An 18,655-nucleotide genomic window follows, 5' to 3' on the forward strand; every position below is an offset into this window, starting at 1 on the left:
TGTTAATTTATTGAAAAATAAAGTGAGGCAATTATTGCTGAAAATATATGAATCCAGGAAATTCCTAAAACACAAAGAGTAAGCCGTGACTTGGGTGTATTGGTTGTTTTAAAAAAATCAAAAATAAAATGTGTATTGGGGTTATTTAGCCACGAATTTAAGTCAATCAATCCCTCAAGATATCCAAATATAAAGGTTGCCGTTAGTATAAATCCTTTGACATCAAACAAATTTTTATGCATGGAAAAGGCGATGAAAATCACAAACCAAACTTTTATTAAAATACGAAAGATAATTTTCACAATATCAAATAATTGTGGCTTAAGCGCATAATTCATCAAAACAAAAAACAGCAAAACACTAGAAAAAACAGTATGAATTTCCCATAATACAGGACTCAGCACTGAGTTCTTATTAAATAGAAACTGCCAAAAACCAATAGCAACAAGGTAAGTGACCAACGTTGCAAAGTTTAGATTCTTAAGTTTTTTAATTAATTGTATGACCATTAGGCACTTGGGTGTCGGGGTTTACAAATACTAATTTTCCTTCAGCATTTGAAGTCAACAGCAACATTCCTTGACTCTCAACGCCGCGCAGCGCTCTAGGGGCTAAATTCACCAAAACTGTTACTTGTTTACCTATTACTTCCTCGGGTGTAAAATGTTCGGCAATTCCAGAAACAATGGTGCGCACGTCTATCCCTGTATCTACTTTCAACACCAAAAGTTTATCTGCTTTCGGCATTTTTTCAGCTTCCAAAATTGTTCCAACCCGTAAATCTATTTTAGAAAAATCATCAAAACTAATTGCGTCTTTTTGTGGAACTATATTCGCATTGGTCATCACATTGGCTTTTTTAGTGGCTTCTAATTTATCAACTTGGTATTGGATTGCGTCATCTTCAATTTGTGCAAAAAGAATTTCAGCTGGATTAATAAAATGTCCTACCGGTAGTAAGGATTCTTTTGAAAAAGCATTCTCCCAATTATCAGAATTAATTTGGAGTATCGAACGTAATTTCGTTGCAGTAAAGGGTAAAAACGGTTCCGATAAAAAAGCTAAGGCCGCAGCCACTTGTAAGGCCACATACATTTGAGTTTTAACACGCTCCGGATTTTCTTTCAACATTTTCCAAGGTTCTTCATCGGCAAGATATTTATTTCCTAGTCGGGCTACATTCATTAATTCGCCTTGCGCTTCACGAAAACGGTAGCGTTCAATAGAACTAGCAATTACAGCAGGATAGGCTTTTAATTCGGCCAACACTTGTAAGTCTTCAGCTGTAAATTCACCAAACTGAGGAACTTCTCCTTGATAGTATTTATGAGTTAATACAATAACACGGTTAATAAAGTTTCCAAAAATAGCCGCTAATTCATTATTGTTTCGAGCTTGAAAATCTTTCCATGTAAAATCATTATCCTTGGTTTCTGGGGCGTTGGCAGTTAATGCATAACGCAACACATCTTGTTTATTGGGAAAATCAATTAAATACTCGTGCAACCAAACCGCCCAGTTTTTGGAGGTAGACAATTTGTTGCCTTCTAAATTCAAAAATTCATTGGCAGGAACATTATCTGGTAAAATGTAACTTCCTTCAGCTTTAAGCATGGCTGGAAAAATTATACAATGAAAAACGATGTTGTCTTTTCCAATAAAATGGACCAATTTCGTATCACGATCTTTCCAATACGGTTCCCAATCTTTTCCTTCTTTTTGCGCCCATTCTTTGGTAGATGAAATGTACCCAATTGGAGCGTCAAACCACACATACAATTTTTTTCCATCGGCTCCTTTTACCGGTACATCAATGCCCCAATCTAAATCACGGGTTACAGCACGTGGCTTTAAACCATCGTCAATCCATGATTTAACTTGTCCGTAAACATTGGGCTTCCAATCGTTTTTGTGCCCTTCTAAAATCCATTCTTTTAAAAATTCTTCATACCGATCTAATGGCAAAAACCAATGTTTGGTTGCTTTTAAAATAGGTGTAGTTCCGGTAATGGTCGATTTTGGATGAATTAAATCCGTTGCGTTTAAAGAGGAACCGCATTTTTCACACTGATCACCATAAGCTTCGGGATTACTGCATTTTGGACAGGTTCCCGTAACAAAGCGATCGGCTAAGAATTGCGATGCTTTTTCGTCATATAATTGTTCCGTAGTTTCTTCGATAAAATCTCCTTGATCATAGAGTTTTCTAAAAAAATTGGCGGCAGTTTCATGATGAATTTTAGCTGATGTTCGGGAATAATTATCAAATGAAATTCCGAAATCTATAAACGATTGCTTGATAATACCATCGTATTTGTCAATAACTTCCTGAGGCGAAATCCCTTCTTTTTTTGCCTTCATCGAAATCGCTACACCGTGTTCGTCACTACCACAAATAAACGCTACATCGCGACCTTGAAGACGAAGATAACGGGAATAAATATCAGCAGGAACATATACGCCTGCTAAATGACCAATATGAATAGGTCCGTTGGTATAGGGTAAAGCCGCTGTAACGGTATAACGTTTTGGAAAATCAGACATGTCGATTTCGAAATAAAATTTTTACAAAAGTACGGCATTTGCCCAAAATCACGAACATATAGTTTCTTATATTTGTCCGAAGCGATGCATTGAATGAAAAGATATTTCGGACACTTATTCGTGTTAGTTTCATTAACGAATCTTTATGCACAAAAAAAGATGATTACACCACCTTATTTACAAAAAGGCGACACGGTGGCTATTGTGGCTACAGCGCGTAAAAATTTAGACGATAATTTAGGACCTGCAATAGGTTGGTTAAAAAGTTGGGGATTGGAAGTCGTAATCGGAAAAACCATTGGTTTGGATGACAACCAATTGGCTGGTAGCGATGCGGAACGCGCTGCTGATTTTCAAGCGATGATGGATAATCCTACTATTAAAATGATTTGGTGTGTACGAGGTGGGTATGGAACGGTCCGAATTATTGATAAATTGGATTTTTCGAAGTTCAAAGAGCATCCTAAATGGGTAGTTGGATTTAGTGACGTTACCGTATTACATAGCCATTTGAATACTTTAGGGTTTAAATCGATACATGGAATTATGCCCGTTAATGCAAAGGCGAGTGAAGCTGCAAAAGAGACCTTGCGACAAGCCTTATTTGGAGAAAAGTTGGAATACCATTTGCCCTGTGATGCCATTAATCGAAAGGGCAAAGCGAGAGGTGAGTTGGTTGGTGGGAATCTTTCTATTTTGTATAGTTTATTTGGTTCACCGTCTTCAATAGATTGTTCGGATAAGATTTTGTTTTTGGAAGATTTGGACGAATATTTATACCATATTGACCGCATGATGTTAAACTTAAAGCGCAATGGATGTTTAGAAAGTTTGAAAGGAATCATTGTAGGAAGTATGACCAAAATGCATGATAACGAAATTCCTTGGGGCAAAAATGCCTTAGAGATTATTGAAGATGTAACTAAAAATTACAATATTCCTATAATTTATAATTTCCCTGCCGGACATATTTCTGACAATCGGGCATTGCTCTTTGGGAATACAGTTACCCTTGAAGTTACAGATACCGAAAGTCATGTGATTTTTGAATAATTTTTTTGGGATTGAATGTCCCAATTCATCTGTAAAATCAATACTTGAGGAGTATTTCCGTTATTAAGTATTTGTAAACGGCTTTATTTCAAATAGAGTTGTAATTTTACGGTATATTTTTAAACGCCAAATAGTTATGTATTCATTCAGAGAATTAGAAATCTGGAAAAAAAGCCAAGATTTCTGCACTTCAATTTTCCGCGGCACTTCGCCGCTACCTTCCAATCAAGCGCAAATTAATAGGTTAGAACTTCGCCAATTATCGGTCTTGTTACCTACAAATATTGCATTAGCATATCAAGCCAATTCTAAAGCCGAGTTTTTACGTTTTTTGGATTTTTCATTAGGGGCTGCCTATGAAATTCAGACCCATTTATTGTTAACTGAAAATTTGGATTATTTAACGCCAGAACAAGCGCGAAGTTTACAAAAAGAAGCCAACCAAATTATTCAAATGATTTCAGCCATTCGGCAACAAGTTAAGGCTATTAAATATGCTAATAAAGCAGTTTTATTTACAACAATTTGATGGCAAAGCACAATGAACTTGGTAAGCGAGGGGAGTCAATAGCGGTAGATTATTTAATTAAAAAAGGGTATACAATTTTGGATACCAATTGGACATTTCAAAAGGCGGAAATAGATATTATTGCTTTTAAGGGGTCTAACGTAATCATTGTTGAAGTAAAAACCCGAAGTCGAATCGATTTTGGGTTGCCGCAAGATTTTGTGAAACCAAAACAAATTCAGCAAATGATTAAAGCCGTAGATGCTTATGTTCAAAAACTGCAAGGGGAATGGCTAGTAAGATTTGATATTATTGCGATTTATTTTCAAGAAAAATCCTTTGATTTGGAGCATCTTGAAGATGCATTCTATTATTTTTAACTTGCATTACAAATTCCAATTTGTACCTTTACTCAAAAGAATAAACTATGAAACTTCGACTACCTCTTTTCTTACTTTTTTTTATTACCCTAACTCAAGCGCAGCAAAATGTTGGAAAAAAAGTAAAAGCACTTGTAGATGCCCAAACTAATTTTGTTTCTTTTTCTTTATTAAATGAGATCCCCGATTATTCGGATAAGACAGTAAGTAATACATTAGCGTCTCCTGTTTATGCCCAACTCGACATCAACTTATTGCATGTATTAATCCAACAACGCCATGAATATTTAGAATTAAACATCCCTTATTTAGACACGGAGATTACAGTGCAATTATACCGCGTAAATCCTTTAGCTCAAGGTTTTCACGTAGATAGTGACAAACGTTCTTTCGTTGCCTATGATCCTGGATTGTATTACCGAGGTTGTATCAAAGGTCAAGTCAATACTTTGGTAAGTTTTAATTTTTTTGAAGGGAAGTTAAATGGTATTCTTTCTGGAAACGGGCACAATATTGTTGTAGGCAAATTAAAAAATAGTTCAACGTATGTGATTTATTCCGATGCAAAAATGAATATAAATTCTTCGTTCGCTTGTAATACTGCAGATAATTATACGATCCATCAGCATAGCGATAGATTGCCTTCGCAAAACTCACTTTCATCCAAATGTGCAACGATGTATTTTGAAATCGATCATAATTTGTATCTTGAAAATGGTAGTGATTTAAATGAAACAACCGATTGGATGACCTCTGTTTTTAATAATGTTCAAACGATTTTTGAGAATGACGGAATTACAGTTTCTTTAAAATCGGTATTTATTTGGACTTCCCCCGATCCTTACGAGGGAATTGGAAATAGCTCTATAGCTTATTTATATAAATTCAACCAAGTTCGACCGGTTTTTGACGGTGACTTAGGTCAATTGGTTGGTATTGATCCAGGGGGATTAGGTGGTGTAGCGGTTACAATCGATGGGTTATGTTCCGCGCAGAATTTTTCTTATTCAGATGTCGAATTAGATTTTCAAACGGTTCCAACGTATTCTTGGACTATTTTAGTTATTACTCATGAATTGGGACATTTACTGGGTTCACCACACACCCATGCATGTGTTTGGAACGGAAATAATACCGCTATCGATAATTGTGCTACCGCAGGTCTTGGCTCATCAGCAGAAGGGGCCTTTTGTAGTACGAATCCGTTAACAATTCCTTCCTCGGGGACCATTATGAGTTATTGTCATTTAGTGAGTAATGTTGGAATTGATTTAAGTAACGGTTTTGGCCTTCAACCTGCGCAGCAAATTCTTGATACGTTCGATTCACGCTCTTGTTTGAGTTCAGATTGCATCAATACATGCATCAATACTGTTCAAGAAATTGTTGTGGAATCAACCACACTTTCCACTGCAACCTTAAGTTGGGTTGATGCAAGTGGAATAACCTCTTGGAATGTCCGTTATTATTTAAATGGTGCTTCTCCAGGTGTTTGGACTACCGTTGCTACTTCATCATTAACCGCAACGAATTTAGCACCCAATACCTATTATGTTTTTGAAGTGACCCCAATTTGCCCTAACGGATTAGAAATTGGTGGTCGTAAAATAATTTTTATGACTGCTGATGCGTTTTGTTCGGGCTCAGTATTTACCGATACGGGAGGAGCCGATCTAGATTATGAGGATGAAGAGACCTTAGTTCGTACAATTATTCCCAATATCCCTTCCAACAACATAACACTCTCGTTCTCGGTTTTTGATTTGGAAGTCGATTATGATTATATGTTTATTTATAATGGTAATTCTACATCGGCGCCAGAGTTTAATAACGGACTTGGTTATACAGGAAACACAATCCCCGGACCGTTTGAATCGTCTGCGGCTGATGGATCGTTAACCATACAATTCAAATCGGATCAATTTGTTACCGAAGCCGGCTGGGTTGCTGCCATAGGTTGTACAGCCAATTTAAATACACCTACATTTGAAGGAATTGATTTTTCGTACTATCCCAATCCTTCCAATGGAATCGTACAAATTCAATCAAAAACGCCGTTAGATTCGGTTGCTGTATATAATGTAACTGGTCAAATGTTGCACCAAGAAAAGCTCACAGGATTTACTATTCAAGTCGATTTACGAAATTACGCTGTCGGAACCTATTTCTTTAGACTACAATTTGACCAAGATCGTGTAGTACATTTTAAAGTAATCAAGAAGTAAACAATGTAGGGAATTAATAGATGGTTTTATAATTTTTCAATTAATTCCAAGGCTTTTTGAATCGATTTTACTTGTTCAAAGGTAATTAGTAAGCGTAACCCATTTTTGGTTTGCTTTTCCTTGATTTTACAGATATTGCCGTTGCGTTGCACATACTCCAAGATCTGCATAAAACGATTGGTTTGGTAAAAATCACTTTGTTGGTCACCAATAAAATAACCCACCATTTTGTCTTGTTTTAAAATCAGTTTTTCAATACCTAATTGAGTAGCTTTCCATTTGATTCGAATGCTATTAATTAGCGCCTTGGCGGGTTTTGGTAACGGCCCAAATCGGTCGATTAAACGCTGCTCATAATCAGTTAAAGTCTTTTCGTCTTTGATTGTACTCAATTCATTGTACAAGTTTAGACGTTCGGTAATATTATTGACATATTCGTCGGGGAATAGCAATTCAAAGTCGGTGTCGATTTGTAAATCTTTTACATATTCTTTTGTTTCTGGATCGCTTTCCTCTTGATACAAGTTTTTGAATTCATTTTCTTTCAACTCTTCAATGGCTTCATTCATGATTTTTTGATAGGTCTCAAAACCAATTTCATTGATAAATCCACTTTGTTCACCACCCAATAAATCACCCGCTCCGCGAATTTCTAAATCTTTCATCGCAATATTAAATCCGCTTCCGAGTTCGCTGAACTGCTCCAACGCATGAATCCGTTTTCGCGCATCATCCGTCATTGCTGAATACGGAGGTGTAATAAAATAACAAAATGCTTTTTTATTGCTACGGCCCACGCGTCCGCGCATTTGATGCAAATCGGATAAACCAAAATTATTAGCATTATTGATGAATATTGTATTGGCATTGGGTACATCTAAACCGCTTTCTATGATTGAAGTAGACACCAAAACATCAAACTCACCATTCATAAAAGCCAACATTAGCTCTTCCAATTTTTTTCCTTCCATTTGTCCGTGGCCAATTCCAATACGTGCATCCGGAACTAAACGCTGAATCATTCCGGCTACTTCCTTGATATTTTCAATTCGATTATGAATGAAAAAGACCTGACCATTGCGTTGAATTTCATAGGAAACCGCATCGCGAATTAGCTCTTCGTGAAACCGTACTACTTGTGTTTCTATGGGATAACGGTTCGGCGGTGGGGTAGTAATTACCGATAAATCACGCGCTGCCATTAACGAGAATTGTAACGTTCTAGGGATTGGAGTTGCCGTTAAGGTTAACGTGTCCACCGTATGCGAAATCGTTTTGAGTTTGTCTTTTACATTTACACCAAACTTTTGTTCTTCATCAATGATCAATAAGCCTAAATCTTTAAACTTTACATCTTTGTTAACCAATTGATGAGTACCAATGATGATGTCTACTTGCCCTTCTTCCAATAACTTTAAGGTTTCGTTCTTTTGTTTGGTCGTACGAAAACGGTTCAAATAATGAATGGTAACCGGCAATTCTTTCAATCGCTCCGAAAATGTCCGAAAATGTTGGTATGCCAAAATTGTGGTTGGTACCAATACCGCCACTTGTTTACCATTATCGACTGCTTTAAAAGCTGCCCGAATCGCTACTTCTGTTTTTCCAAATCCAACATCTCCACAAACCAAACGGTCCATTGGGCGGTCATTTTCCATGTCGGCTTTAACTTCCTGTGTGGCTTTGTATTGATCAGGCGTGTCTTCATAGATAAATGAGCTCTCCAATTCTTTTTGTAAATAACTGTCGGGGACACATGCAAACCCTTTTTCGGTTCGCCGTTTGGCATAAAGCTGAATTAAGTTGAATGCGATATGTTTTACCCTTGCTTTGGTCTTTTGTTTTAAAGCTTTCCAGGCATTGGAACCCAATTTGTAAATTTTTGGGGGAGTGCCGTCTTTGCCGTTGTATTTGGAAATTTTATGCAGCGAATGTATACTCACATATACAATATCATTATCAGCATAAATCAGTTTAATTGCTTCTTGCGTTTTACCTTCAACTTGAATTTTCTGTAATCCGCCAAACTTACCAATTCCATGATCTATATGGGTTACATAATCCCCTACTGTTAGCGAAGTGAGCTCTTTTAACGTAATCGTTTGTTTTTTGGAATACCCATTTTTTAAATTAAATCGATGGTAGCGTTCAAAGATTTGATGGTCGGTATAACACGCAATTTGATTTTCCTCATCGATAAATCCTTGATACATTGGAGAAACGATGGTGTTGTATTGCTTTCGAATACTTTCGTGATGCTGTTCATCAATGTCTTCAAAAATATCGTGAAATCGATTTGCCTGATTTTCATTGGAACAGAACAAGTAATTTTTATACCCGTTGAAATGATTTTCCCCTAAATTATTCAATAACAAATCAAATTGCTTATTAAAAGAAGGTTGGGGCTGTTGTAGGAACGAAATAGTTTTGGATGCTTGAAAATGAGGGTCATTACTCAATTCAACGACTGAAAATTCGGCAGCCCTTTTTAGAAAAAATTGTTGATGAATAAATAAATCTTCAGGTGAAACATGTCGAATACCGGCCTCTAATTTTCCAAATACTTCAGTAGCTTTTCCGAATAACTTATCCAATTGTTGTCCCAAAATTTCTGTGTGTTGAAGAAACAACACGGTCGAATGGTCAATATAATCGAGAAAACTCTCCCGGTTTTCTTCAAAAAATTTATTTTCAACATTCGGAATAATGGAGATTTTTTTCAACTTTTCAATCGATAACTGCGTTTCTACATCAAAACTACGGATGGAATCTACTTCATTACCAAAAAACTCAATTCGATAGGGATTATCATTAGAAAAAGAAAATACATCAATAATTCCACCTCTAACTGAAAATTCACCCGGTTCAGTTACAAAATCAACGCGCTTGAAATTATATTCAAACAACACCTCATTAATAAAATCAATACTGGTTTTGTCATTGACCGAAATTTTTAAGGTGTTTTTTTCCAGTTCCTTTTTAGTCACCACTTTTTCAAACAACGCTTCTGCATAAGAGACTATGAGTGCTGGTTTTTTTCGCGAATTGATGCGATTCAAAACTTCGGCACGCAATAAAATATTTGCATTATCGGTCTCTTCAATTTGATATGGCCGGCGATAGGAACCCGGATAGAACAATACATCGTGATCGCTGATTAATTGTTCCAAGTCGTTTAAGTAGTAAGCCGCTTCTTCTTTGTCATTAAATAATAGCAAAAATGGGCGATTGACTTTTTCAAATAAAGCTTGAATGACAAAAGATAAGCCAGACCCAACTAATCCGCGCGCATTAATTTTCATTTCGCGTTGTTCTAGGGCCTGGGCAATAAGTTGGACTTTTGGCGCATTTTGATACACCGAAAGTAGCGTTTGCTTAGTCAAAACTTAGGGATTTATTATCGTATTGGGAATCGCTCGAGTCGTGTCTTTCATCATTTCAAAATCGGGCTCACCTTCTTCTCGAGGGATCAAACTTCGTTCAACTATTTCTTCCATTTGTAATTGCAAATAGTCTATTTCGATCGTAATTTCATCAACCAATTTCACAACTTTACTGGCTGGAATTTGATTGAGATGAATATATAAATCCAAACTTTTTAGTTTAGTATTGATGACCATTATTCGGGCTCGAACCTGTGGTTTGTTGAAGGCATCTGGAATCCCTAAAAGCAATTCGTTGGATTTTGCCACTAAAACAGTAGCTTTTTTTTGAAAGGCACTCAGGGTACTTTTTGGTTTTTGATTAATTTCTCGTAAAAAATTTCGCCACTCATTCCATGTGCCAATACGCTCCATAGTTTGTGGATTGATAGGGGCAATCTCAAATTCCCAACCGCTGTTAATTGTGTTAAAAATGGCCTCTTTCTTTTTAGCTTCTTTTTGTTGTTCAATCAACAAAGCGGCATTGTCATTCTGACAGCCTAACCAAAGTATCGAACATAAGCATAACCAACGTAATTTCATTATATATCTTTATGCTTTGCAAAAATAAGAAACTAGATTGGAGAAATTGAGTTAAACATTTGGTAAGTTTTACAACCACTATGAATAGGTATTTGTAGGGTTTTATTTGGCAGCTCATGTTTTTCGTTTTTATCCAATGCCGTCCCGTTATCGCCTTTATCTACCTTCCGATGGTCGGTAGGATATCAGCTCTACCGGGGCTGTATTCACGTGCCTTTTTTTAATGAGCTAATTTGAAAACGAATCGTCCTTTTCACGTTTAAACTGCTATCACCTTTTACACTCATTAAACGATTTCTATTTTTCCACTTCCTATACCTATATTCTTTTTTGTACCTTTCAAACGCCAAACAATTAACGTTCAATCACTAGTCACCAGTCACCAGTCACTAGTCACCAGTCACCCATGAAATACCTCTTCCTTTTTATTACCACCATCACGTTTGCCCAATCGCCAAAAGAATCCATAAATCAATTACTAGATCATTGGCATAAAGCCGCTGCAACAGCCAATTTTAATGCTTATTTTGAAGTGATGGATGATGAATCGGTTTTCATTGGGACAGATGCCACCGAAAATTGGAATAAAAAAGCCTTTCAAGAATTTTCCAAGCCGTATTTTGATCGTGGGAAAGCATGGAATTTTACATCTCTAGAACGGCATATTTATTTTACACCAGATGGTAAAACCGCTTGGTTTGATGAGCTTTTGGATACCCAAATGAAAATTTGTAGGGGTAGTGGAGTTCTTCAATTGACGGCGCAAGGTTGGAAAATCAAACACTATGTGCTATCCATGACAATTCCAAACGAAACCACCGATGCGGTAATTAAAATCAAATCACCTATTGAAAACCCGATACTAGACAAACTCTCTTTAAAAAAAGAGTAAGTCCACACGTTATTTTCGTAAATTTTCTAGCATTATTGTTGTCATTGCACTTTGGTCAAATTGGTGCGACCAACCCCAGTCTGAACGTGCACGTGAATCGTCAATAGATGCCGGCCAGGAATCGGCAATTTTTTGACGAAAGTCAGGTTTATACGTAATCGTAAAATTGGGAATATGTTTTGTTATTTCTGCGGCTATTTCAGCTGGCGTGAAACTAATTCCGGCTAAATTATAGGACGAGCGTATTTTTATTTTTTCAGTATCCGCTTGCATAATTTCAATTGTAGCACGAATAGCATCTTCCATATACATCATGGGAAGTTTAGTGTCTTCACTTAAGAAACATTCGTATTTTCCATCTTCTAAAGCTTTATGGTAGATATCCACTGCATAATCTGTAGTGCCGCCTCCAGGTTCAGATGTCCAGCTAATTAAGCCGGGGTAACGAATACTCCGCACATCTACCCCAAATTGGTGGTGGTAATATTCACACCATCGTTCGCCTGTTTGCTTCGAAATTCCGTATACCGTAGTAGGTTCCATAATAGTATACTGCGGGGTGTTTTCACGTGGTGTTGTAGGCCCGAATACAGCAATACTCGAAGGCCAAAAGATTTTCTTGATTTTACCCGCTTTTGCCAAATTCAATACATGAAATAAGGAATTCATGTTCAAGTCCCAAGCAAAAGCTGGGTTTTTTTCTGCCGTTGCCGAAAGCAAAGCCGCCATTAGATAAACATCGGTTATTTGGTATTTTTCAATAAGGTGTTCGATTTGGTTGTAATCGAGTGCATTAACTACTTCAAAAATACCTGTATTTACAATAGCATTATTGAGCTTCCGAATATCCGATGCAACTACGTTTTCGACACCATATTGTGCCCGGAGTTGTGTGGTCAATTCGGTGCCTATTTGCCCACAAGCACCGATGATTAATATTTTAGTTGTCATTTAGTGGTTGGTTTGTAAGACAAAGATAGGAGAATGAGTTGAAAGTCGTAGTTTTCAATCGCAGTTTTCAATTGCTGTCTTTCAAGACTTACGACTATTGACTTATGACTTTGTTTACCAAATCTTCACACGTTTTTCAGGAGCCAAGTAAAGTGAGTCACCAGGTTTAACATTAAACGCTTCGTAAAATTCAGGTATATTGCGAACCACTCCGTTGATACGAAACTTGGCTGGCGAATGGGGATCGGCTGCAATTTGTGAGCGGATGGCTTCAGGACGGGATTTATCCAACCAAACTTGTCCCCATCCTAAGAAAACCCGTTGAATTCCAGTAAAACCGTCCATTTTTGTGGCTTCTTTACCTTCTAAACTCATTTTATAGGCTTTAATTGCAATACTCAAACCGCCTAAATCACCAATATTTTCACCCAAAGTATAGGCGCCGTTAACCGTTAAACCAGGTAAAGCTTCAAATGCATTGTATTGTGCGACCAAAGCTCCTGTTCTTTTCTTAAATGCGGCTAAGTCGGCTTCATTCCACCAATTGCGCAATTTACCATCTCCATCAAAAGTGCTTCCTTCATCATCAAAACCATGGCCGATTTCATGCCCAATTACCGCACCAATTCCACCATAGTTTACCGCGTCATCGGCATCCATATCAAAGAATGGGGGTTGTAAAATTGCAGCTGGAAAAACAATTTCGTTAAGCGATGGGTTATAATATGCATTTACCGTTTGAGGTGTCATGCCCCATTCAGTACGATCGACAGGTTTACCTAATTTAGCCAAATTTCGATCGTATTCAAAAGCTGCACAACGTTGTAAATTCCCATACAAATCATCTTTAGAAATCGTCAACGAACTGTAATCACGCCATTTGTCAGGGTATCCAATTTTAATCATGAACTTGTCCACTTTTTTAAGCGCTTCTTTTTTGGTTGCCTCACTCATCCAATCCAAACTTTTAATACTTTCCGCATACGCTTTCAAAAGGTTTTTTACCATAACTGTCATACGTTCTTTAGCCTCTGGGGAGAAATGTTTTTCTACATATAATTTTCCAATCATTTCACCCAAGCCACCATTTACGGTTTGAACAGCGCGTTTCCAATCATCACGTTGTTTTTCGGTACCGTTGAGTACTTTGCCATAGAATTCAAAATTTTGATTATCAAGTGCCTTTGTTAATGATGATGACGCCCCATCCAATACGGACCATTTTAAATAGGTTTTCCAAGTTGTTAAGGGAGTGGAAGCAATCAATGCATCCAAGCGTTTCATGTATTCGGGTTGCGCTACAATGAGTACTTTTTCTTTACCCATCCCTGCTTTAATTAAGTAGTTTTTTAAATTAAAGTTGGGCATAGTATTTTTCAACTCAGCAACCTTAATTGGATTGTTTAATTTTTTGGAATCCCGATTTTCTTCTTTCGGAACATGAATCGTAGCTATAGCTGTTTCTAGACCTACAATAGTTCCGGCATCGGCTTTGGCATTTGGAAATTTAGCCAATTCCAGCATTTTTTCTACGTGTTGACTGTAGGCAGAGCGAATCGCTGCCATTTCGGGTAGGGGAGATAAATAATACTCACGATCGGGTAGGCCTAAACCACTTTGCCATGACATAATCACGTTTTTTGTAGGGTCGGTATAATCTGTGTTTACAAAAACGCCAAATGGTGCGCGTAGTCCTTCGCGGTTTGCATCACCTAAAAATGCTGCCAATTGTTCATAATTGGTAAGCGCATCAATTTTTGCCCACTCGGATTGGATCGGTTGCAATCCTTTTGCATCACGCCCTTTTCGGTCCATAAAAGAGGCGTATAAATCGCCAATTTTTTGTTCTTCAGATCCGTTTGAACTGTTACTTTTTGCTGCGGCTTGGATGATTTCTTTTACATCTTTTTCAGATTTATCCAACAGCATATCAAAAGCCCCATAAGAGGATTTATCGGCCGGAATTTTTGTCTTACGACTCCAATTTCCGTTGACATAAGCGTCAAAATTATCGCCGGGTTTGACTAGCGTATCCATATTGGCTTTTGTGATGCCTGAGTGAAGCGTTTCTGTTTTTTGACAAGAAATTACTAAAGCAGCTAAGGCTAAAAAGGGAACCGTAAGTTTTTTCATAATGCGTATGTTTTAATCGGATTGAAGAGTTAGTAGTCGATGGATGGGAATTGTTACAGGGTTCTAGGGTTATTTAAAAATCGTTTCATTTGTAAATAGGGTATTATTTAGAAAGCTCTGCGATTAAAGAGAAAATGTAAAAAATACTCTTTTATCGTTCACTAGACTTATTTATCATTAAGTCCAATTCCAAAACCAAACATCGCAGCAACTAATCCGAGATGAATGATTAATACAGCTTTTTGCCATTTGGGGCGATCATTCCATTTTTGCTCCGGGTCAAAGGGGTCAAAAGCTAATGCAATCCCTAACGATGCAGCACCTTGCATATAATCTTTAGAAAAAAATGCTTGAAATAATCCTAAGAGTAGAAATCCGATGTAAAGAAATTTGTTAAAAGGAGTTTTCATGATAAAATTATTTAAATATATCCATTAGTTGTTGAATTATATTTTTTGTTACCGGTTGTAATGGATTTTTGTGTTTAAAACCATCCTTTCAATAAAAAACGAGTCATTCCATTTAACATCAAAAAATGAAATTAAAGGTACAATTTTGATGCGATGCCTGCGTATTCAATTGTTTGAAAATAATCGGCTTGAAATATAAATTATTTACCGAATAGATTTAATTAAATCTCTAAATAAGAAAAAGAGAAAAACTATAATTCCAACTGTAACTTCACGTTTATATTTTTTAAGAAAATTTGCGAGCATAATTATAAGATTTTTTTAATTCCTTATGTAAAAATAAAAAAATAGAGAATTATCTTATGAATAAAAAAGTCCTCACATTGCTGTGAAGGCTTTTCTTTAGTAGCCCCCTCTTGGGCTTCCCGATTTCACTTCGTTACACCGGGATAAACTTCTCGCCCTGCGAGGGAAATAAAAAAAACCCGACACATTCGTATCGGGTTTCTGCTCCCCCTCTTGGTGAAAGTTACAATTTTGATGCGATGATAGTTTATTTAACAATCAGAAATACAATATTTTAGATTAAATTTTTTTAATATCTTTGAAAAAAACACATAATGAAGAAAATTTTTATAACATTATTAGTAGTAATTTCATTAATGAAAATTCAAGCTCAAGAAAAATTAACTTGGCACACTAATATCGATGAAGCTATTGCTCTTTCTAAAGCTGAAAACAAACCATTGTTCTTGTTTTTTACAGGAAGTGATTGGAATGGGTGGAGTACTCGTTTACAAAATGAAGTTTTTAATACCCCTGAATTTATAGCTTGGGCTAGAGGAAAAGTGATTTTAGTAGAATTAGATTTTCCGAGAAGAACCGCACAAAGTGATGATTTGAAGATTCAAAATAATAAATTACAACAGTTTTTCCAAGTTATAGGTTATCCAACAGTTTGGTTTGCAAAACCAGGAGTAATTATTGATGGTAAAACTAATTTTGAACGACTAGGGGAAACAAAATATGTTGCTGGCGGACCATTAGTTTGGCTAGAGAAAGCAAACCAAATTGTAGCTAAATATCAAGTTGATGGTGTTGGACTGTCTTTTGAAAGCGAAGTTATAGATTATGGAACTATTTCTCATAATGCAGATGGAAATAGAGAATTCGTTTTTGTAAATAATGGTAATAAACCATTATTAATTGAAAAAACACAAGGTTCTTGTAGTTGCATCATAACAAAAAACCCTGAAGGTGAAATTGCTCCCGGAGCTAAAGGCAAAATAAAAATACATTATGCAACTGATAGAGTTGGAAACTTTACAAAAACAATTACTGTATGGTCTAATGCTACAAATCAAACGACTAAAGTTTTGACAATTAAAGGGAATGTTTTACCTGCCGAATCCGAAAAAAGTGAAGTTGCTTCAAAAAATATTACACAAAAACAAATTATAAAAACTGAAACTTCAAAAGAAAAACAAAATAGTCCCATTAGTAGTTCTCAAAGTGATTTTGGAATCAATGAAATAACTTTTTCTTACACTGGAAATCCCGCAAATAAGAAATTTTCAGATGGATATATTGAAAAACAAAAAATTCTAAGCACAATCGGTTATGCTTGTAATAAATTTATTATTGATGTTGATACTACTAATCAAATGTCATATAAAAAAGAACTTAAAAGATTAAGTGTTCTTGTAGATAAAAAATTAATGATACCTAAATTAAATATTATAAAAATATTTTTTTCAAATGTAAAAGAAGCATCCATTGAATATAAAACTTCTGCGGATATTTATAAAACTCTTGCAGAACTATATTATCTTAAGCCTTCCAAAAACTCTTGGGGAAATCCATTTACCACCCTTCCAATTAAAATTCAAAAGTATGAAACCGACGAGGAAATAGAAACCGGCAAGAGAGAAAGTGCAAGGATTCAGCAAGAATATGAATCAAAAACCAAACCTGAAGGCAGTATAAGAAAATATTGTGTTTACACTTATAAAGGTAAGTATGAAATTTCATTATTGGATAATAAAACTTTTATTGGATATTATAAATTATATGACAATCAAAATAACTTAATTAAAACCGTTCAAGGAAGATGGACATTAAGAGATGAAGGAGTTTACGGGTCGGCTTATAGATTGACTTTTGATTTTACTGGTGCCAATTCAAATCTTCCTTCAATGAAATTTACATGTCAATATGATGGCTCAGGACAATTACAAGCATTAATTGATAATCAAGATAGAACTTGGGACTTATGTAGATAACTTATTTAATTATATAAAATCACATCTTGAAGAAAAAAAGTTGCAACACCTAAATTCACAACTCCAATAGAACTTCTCCTCAATGCCAGTAAGGTTTTGCAAAATGGTAAAAATAAAAAAGAGGTCAATAATGACCTCTTTCTTCAATTAGCTCCCCCTATTGGAGAAAGTTACAATTTTAAGGCGATAATTTATTATTCAATTGTCTTAAAATCAATAGTTTAGGCAAAATTAATTTTTATATATATTTGTATTCGAATGATATAATTTCAATTTATGAAAAAAATACTACTCCTTTTTATTACATTGTTTTTTACCGCTCAAACCACCAAATCACAAACAGTTGTATTAGATGCGAATGGTGTTACCGTTAAATGGACGGGGACTACAGTTCCTTCACCCTACTTTGTTCAAGCAAGTCCAAGAGGAATATTGGAATGGTTTGCTATTGTAGACAATACAACTAAAAGTAATATAACTGATTATGCTAAAAATATTCAGTCGGGAATATCTTTTTTTACACAACCAAGTAGTTCAACACCTATTCCTTTCAATAATATAGTAACAACTCTTATTACTGATATGAATCGTATGTTTGCAAGTCCTTTTTTTAATCCTAATACTTTTAACCAGCCTATTGGGTCTTGGGATGTTAGTAATGTGACTAATATGGATAGAATGTTTTTTAGTGCAACTGCCTTCAACCAACCTATCGGGTCTTGGAATGTAAGTAATGTAACTAATATGACTGATATGTTTACGGGTGCTCAACTTTCTACTACAAATTATGATGCTCTATTAATAGGTTGGTCAACAATAAGTGCAAATGAAACTCCTTTAAAGCCAAATGTGTCTTTTTCTGGTGGCAATTCTAAATATTGTAACGGTGCAAATGCCCGAGCTTCTATAATTAGTACCTATGGTTGGTATATAACATATGATGGTGGTCTTGATTGTACAAGTTTAGATACAGAAATATTTGATGTAGTTGATTTAAAATTATACCCTAATCCCGTTATAAGCGTCTTAAATGTAAAAGTTGACTACAATCTTATAAATCTACCTTATAATGTAGTTGATGGTTTAGGAAGAGTCGTTTTAAAAGGCAAGCTTAACGATGTTGATACTTCAATCAATGTAGAGCAATTATCAAAAGGTATTTATTATTTAAAGGTATCAGATAAAAGTGCAATTAAATTTATAAAAGAATAAATCTTGGAGTTTCTTAAAACAACAAAGCCTGATACTTTCATATCAGGCTTTTGTTTTGCTCCCCCTCTTGGGCTCGAACCAAGGACCCTCTGATTAACAG

Annotated in this window: 14 protein-coding genes; 7 read left to right on the forward strand and 7 right to left on the reverse strand. The window is 35.8% G+C overall.

All coding sequences use genetic code 11. The annotated features are described in order from the left end of the window. Positions 1-2: 2 nt before the first annotated feature. Both Q0039_RS08395 and metG read right to left on the reverse strand, forming a co-directional pair. Positions 3-509 (reverse strand): hypothetical protein, encoded by a 507-nt coding sequence (locus Q0039_RS08395; RefSeq protein ID WP_297511597.1) that lies wholly within the window; start codon positions 507-509, stop codon positions 3-5. After that, positions 490-2,544, reverse strand: coding sequence for a methionine--tRNA ligase (metG, locus tag Q0039_RS08400; RefSeq protein ID WP_297511599.1), 2,055 nt, complete (start codon positions 2,542-2,544; stop codon positions 490-492). Before metG ends, Q0039_RS08395 begins: the two co-directional genes overlap by 20 nt. A gap of 159 nt (positions 2,545-2,703) precedes the next feature. On the opposite strand from metG, the gene Q0039_RS08405 reads away from it, so the two are divergent. The 4 genes from Q0039_RS08405 (at position 2,704) to Q0039_RS08420 (ending at position 6,710) form a co-directional block, all read left to right on the forward strand. Next, a complete protein-coding gene (locus Q0039_RS08405; RefSeq protein ID WP_297511601.1) occupies positions 2,704-3,597 on the forward strand; it encodes an LD-carboxypeptidase in 894 nt (297 codons plus the stop codon). A 136-nt stretch (positions 3,598-3,733) separates the two neighbouring features. Then, entirely contained in the window at positions 3,734-4,126 is a 393-nt protein-coding gene (locus Q0039_RS08410) for a four helix bundle protein (RefSeq protein WP_297511603.1), read from the forward strand. Next, a complete protein-coding gene (locus Q0039_RS08415; protein ID WP_297511605.1) occupies positions 4,126-4,485 on the forward strand; it encodes a YraN family protein in 360 nt (119 codons plus the stop codon). Before Q0039_RS08410 ends, Q0039_RS08415 begins: the two co-directional genes overlap by 1 nt. Positions 4,486-4,532: 47 nt before the next feature. Next, on the forward strand, positions 4,533-6,710 hold the full coding sequence (locus Q0039_RS08420) for a M12 family metallo-peptidase (RefSeq protein WP_297511607.1): 2,178 nt from the start codon (positions 4,533-4,535) through the stop codon (positions 6,708-6,710). A gap of 26 nt (positions 6,711-6,736) precedes the next feature. Here Q0039_RS08420 and mfd read toward each other — a convergent pair whose 3' ends face one another. Together mfd and Q0039_RS08430 are read right to left on the reverse strand one after the other, a co-directional pair. Next, positions 6,737-10,012, reverse strand: a complete 3,276-nt coding sequence (gene mfd / locus Q0039_RS08425; RefSeq protein WP_297511628.1) for a transcription-repair coupling factor — start codon at positions 10,010-10,012, stop codon at positions 6,737-6,739. Positions 10,013-10,096: 84 nt separating this feature from the next. Then, positions 10,097-10,675, reverse strand: a complete 579-nt coding sequence (locus tag Q0039_RS08430) for a hypothetical protein (protein WP_297511609.1) — start codon at positions 10,673-10,675, stop codon at positions 10,097-10,099. A 406-nt stretch (positions 10,676-11,081) separates the two neighbouring features. Here Q0039_RS08430 and Q0039_RS08435 point away from each other — a divergent pair, with 406 nt between their 5' ends. Next, positions 11,082-11,567, forward strand: coding sequence for a nuclear transport factor 2 family protein (locus tag Q0039_RS08435; RefSeq protein ID WP_297511612.1), 486 nt, complete (start codon positions 11,082-11,084; stop codon positions 11,565-11,567). 9 nt (positions 11,568-11,576) lie between these two features. Here Q0039_RS08435 and Q0039_RS08440 read toward each other — a convergent pair whose 3' ends face one another. The 3 genes from Q0039_RS08440 to Q0039_RS08450 all read right to left on the reverse strand — a co-directional run bounded on the left by Q0039_RS08440 (position 11,577) and on the right by Q0039_RS08450 (position 15,061). Beyond that, positions 11,577-12,518 (reverse strand): L-threonine 3-dehydrogenase, encoded by a 942-nt coding sequence (locus tag Q0039_RS08440; RefSeq protein WP_297511616.1) that lies wholly within the window; start codon positions 12,516-12,518, stop codon positions 11,577-11,579. Between the two features lie 114 nt (positions 12,519-12,632). Next, positions 12,633-14,651: a M13-type metalloendopeptidase gene (locus Q0039_RS08445; RefSeq protein WP_297511620.1), complete on the reverse strand. Its 2,019-nt coding sequence runs from the start codon at positions 14,649-14,651 to the stop codon at positions 12,633-12,635. A gap of 167 nt (positions 14,652-14,818) precedes the next feature. Further along, on the reverse strand, positions 14,819-15,061 hold the full coding sequence (locus Q0039_RS08450) for a hypothetical protein (RefSeq protein WP_297511622.1): 243 nt from the start codon (positions 15,059-15,061) through the stop codon (positions 14,819-14,821). A 620-nt stretch (positions 15,062-15,681) separates the two neighbouring features. Between Q0039_RS08450 and Q0039_RS10290 the strand changes: the two genes are divergently transcribed. Beyond that, positions 15,682-17,343: a DUF1573 domain-containing protein gene (locus Q0039_RS10290; protein ID WP_366520898.1), complete on the forward strand. Its 1,662-nt coding sequence runs from the start codon at positions 15,682-15,684 to the stop codon at positions 17,341-17,343. A gap of 276 nt (positions 17,344-17,619) precedes the next feature. After that, entirely contained in the window at positions 17,620-18,555 is a 936-nt protein-coding gene (locus Q0039_RS08465; RefSeq protein WP_297511623.1) for a BspA family leucine-rich repeat surface protein, read from the forward strand. The last annotated feature ends 100 nt before the right edge of the window (positions 18,556-18,655 follow it).

The organism is Flavobacterium sp. (assembly GCF_027484945.1).
Taxonomy (GTDB): domain Bacteria; phylum Bacteroidota; class Bacteroidia; order Flavobacteriales; family Flavobacteriaceae; genus Flavobacterium.

Coding starts and splice junctions, on each gene's coding strand:
- Q0039_RS08395 (WP_297511597.1), bottom strand. CDS start 509: ATGGTCATACAATTAATTAAAAAACTTAAGAATCTAAACTTTGCAACG.
- metG (WP_297511599.1), bottom strand. CDS start 2,544: ATGTCTGATTTTCCAAAACGTTATACCGTTACAGCGGCTTTACCCTAT.
- Q0039_RS08405 (WP_297511601.1), top strand. CDS start 2,704: ATGATTACACCACCTTATTTACAAAAAGGCGACACGGTGGCTATTGTG.
- Q0039_RS08410 (WP_297511603.1), top strand. CDS start 3,734: ATGTATTCATTCAGAGAATTAGAAATCTGGAAAAAAAGCCAAGATTTC.
- Q0039_RS08415 (WP_297511605.1), top strand. CDS start 4,126: ATGGCAAAGCACAATGAACTTGGTAAGCGAGGGGAGTCAATAGCGGTA.
- Q0039_RS08420 (WP_297511607.1), top strand. CDS start 4,533: ATGAAACTTCGACTACCTCTTTTCTTACTTTTTTTTATTACCCTAACT.
- mfd (WP_297511628.1), bottom strand. CDS start 10,012: ATGAAAATTAATGCGCGCGGATTAGTTGGGTCTGGCTTATCTTTTGTC.
- Q0039_RS08430 (WP_297511609.1), bottom strand. CDS start 10,675: ATGAAATTACGTTGGTTATGCTTATGTTCGATACTTTGGTTAGGCTGT.
- Q0039_RS08435 (WP_297511612.1), top strand. CDS start 11,082: ATGAAATACCTCTTCCTTTTTATTACCACCATCACGTTTGCCCAATCG.
- Q0039_RS08440 (WP_297511616.1), bottom strand. CDS start 12,518: ATGACAACTAAAATATTAATCATCGGTGCTTGTGGGCAAATAGGCACC.
- Q0039_RS08445 (WP_297511620.1), bottom strand. CDS start 14,651: ATGAAAAAACTTACGGTTCCCTTTTTAGCCTTAGCTGCTTTAGTAATT.
- Q0039_RS08450 (WP_297511622.1), bottom strand. CDS start 15,061: ATGAAAACTCCTTTTAACAAATTTCTTTACATCGGATTTCTACTCTTA.
- Q0039_RS10290 (WP_366520898.1), top strand. CDS start 15,682: ATGAAGAAAATTTTTATAACATTATTAGTAGTAATTTCATTAATGAAA.
- Q0039_RS08465 (WP_297511623.1), top strand. CDS start 17,620: ATGAAAAAAATACTACTCCTTTTTATTACATTGTTTTTTACCGCTCAA.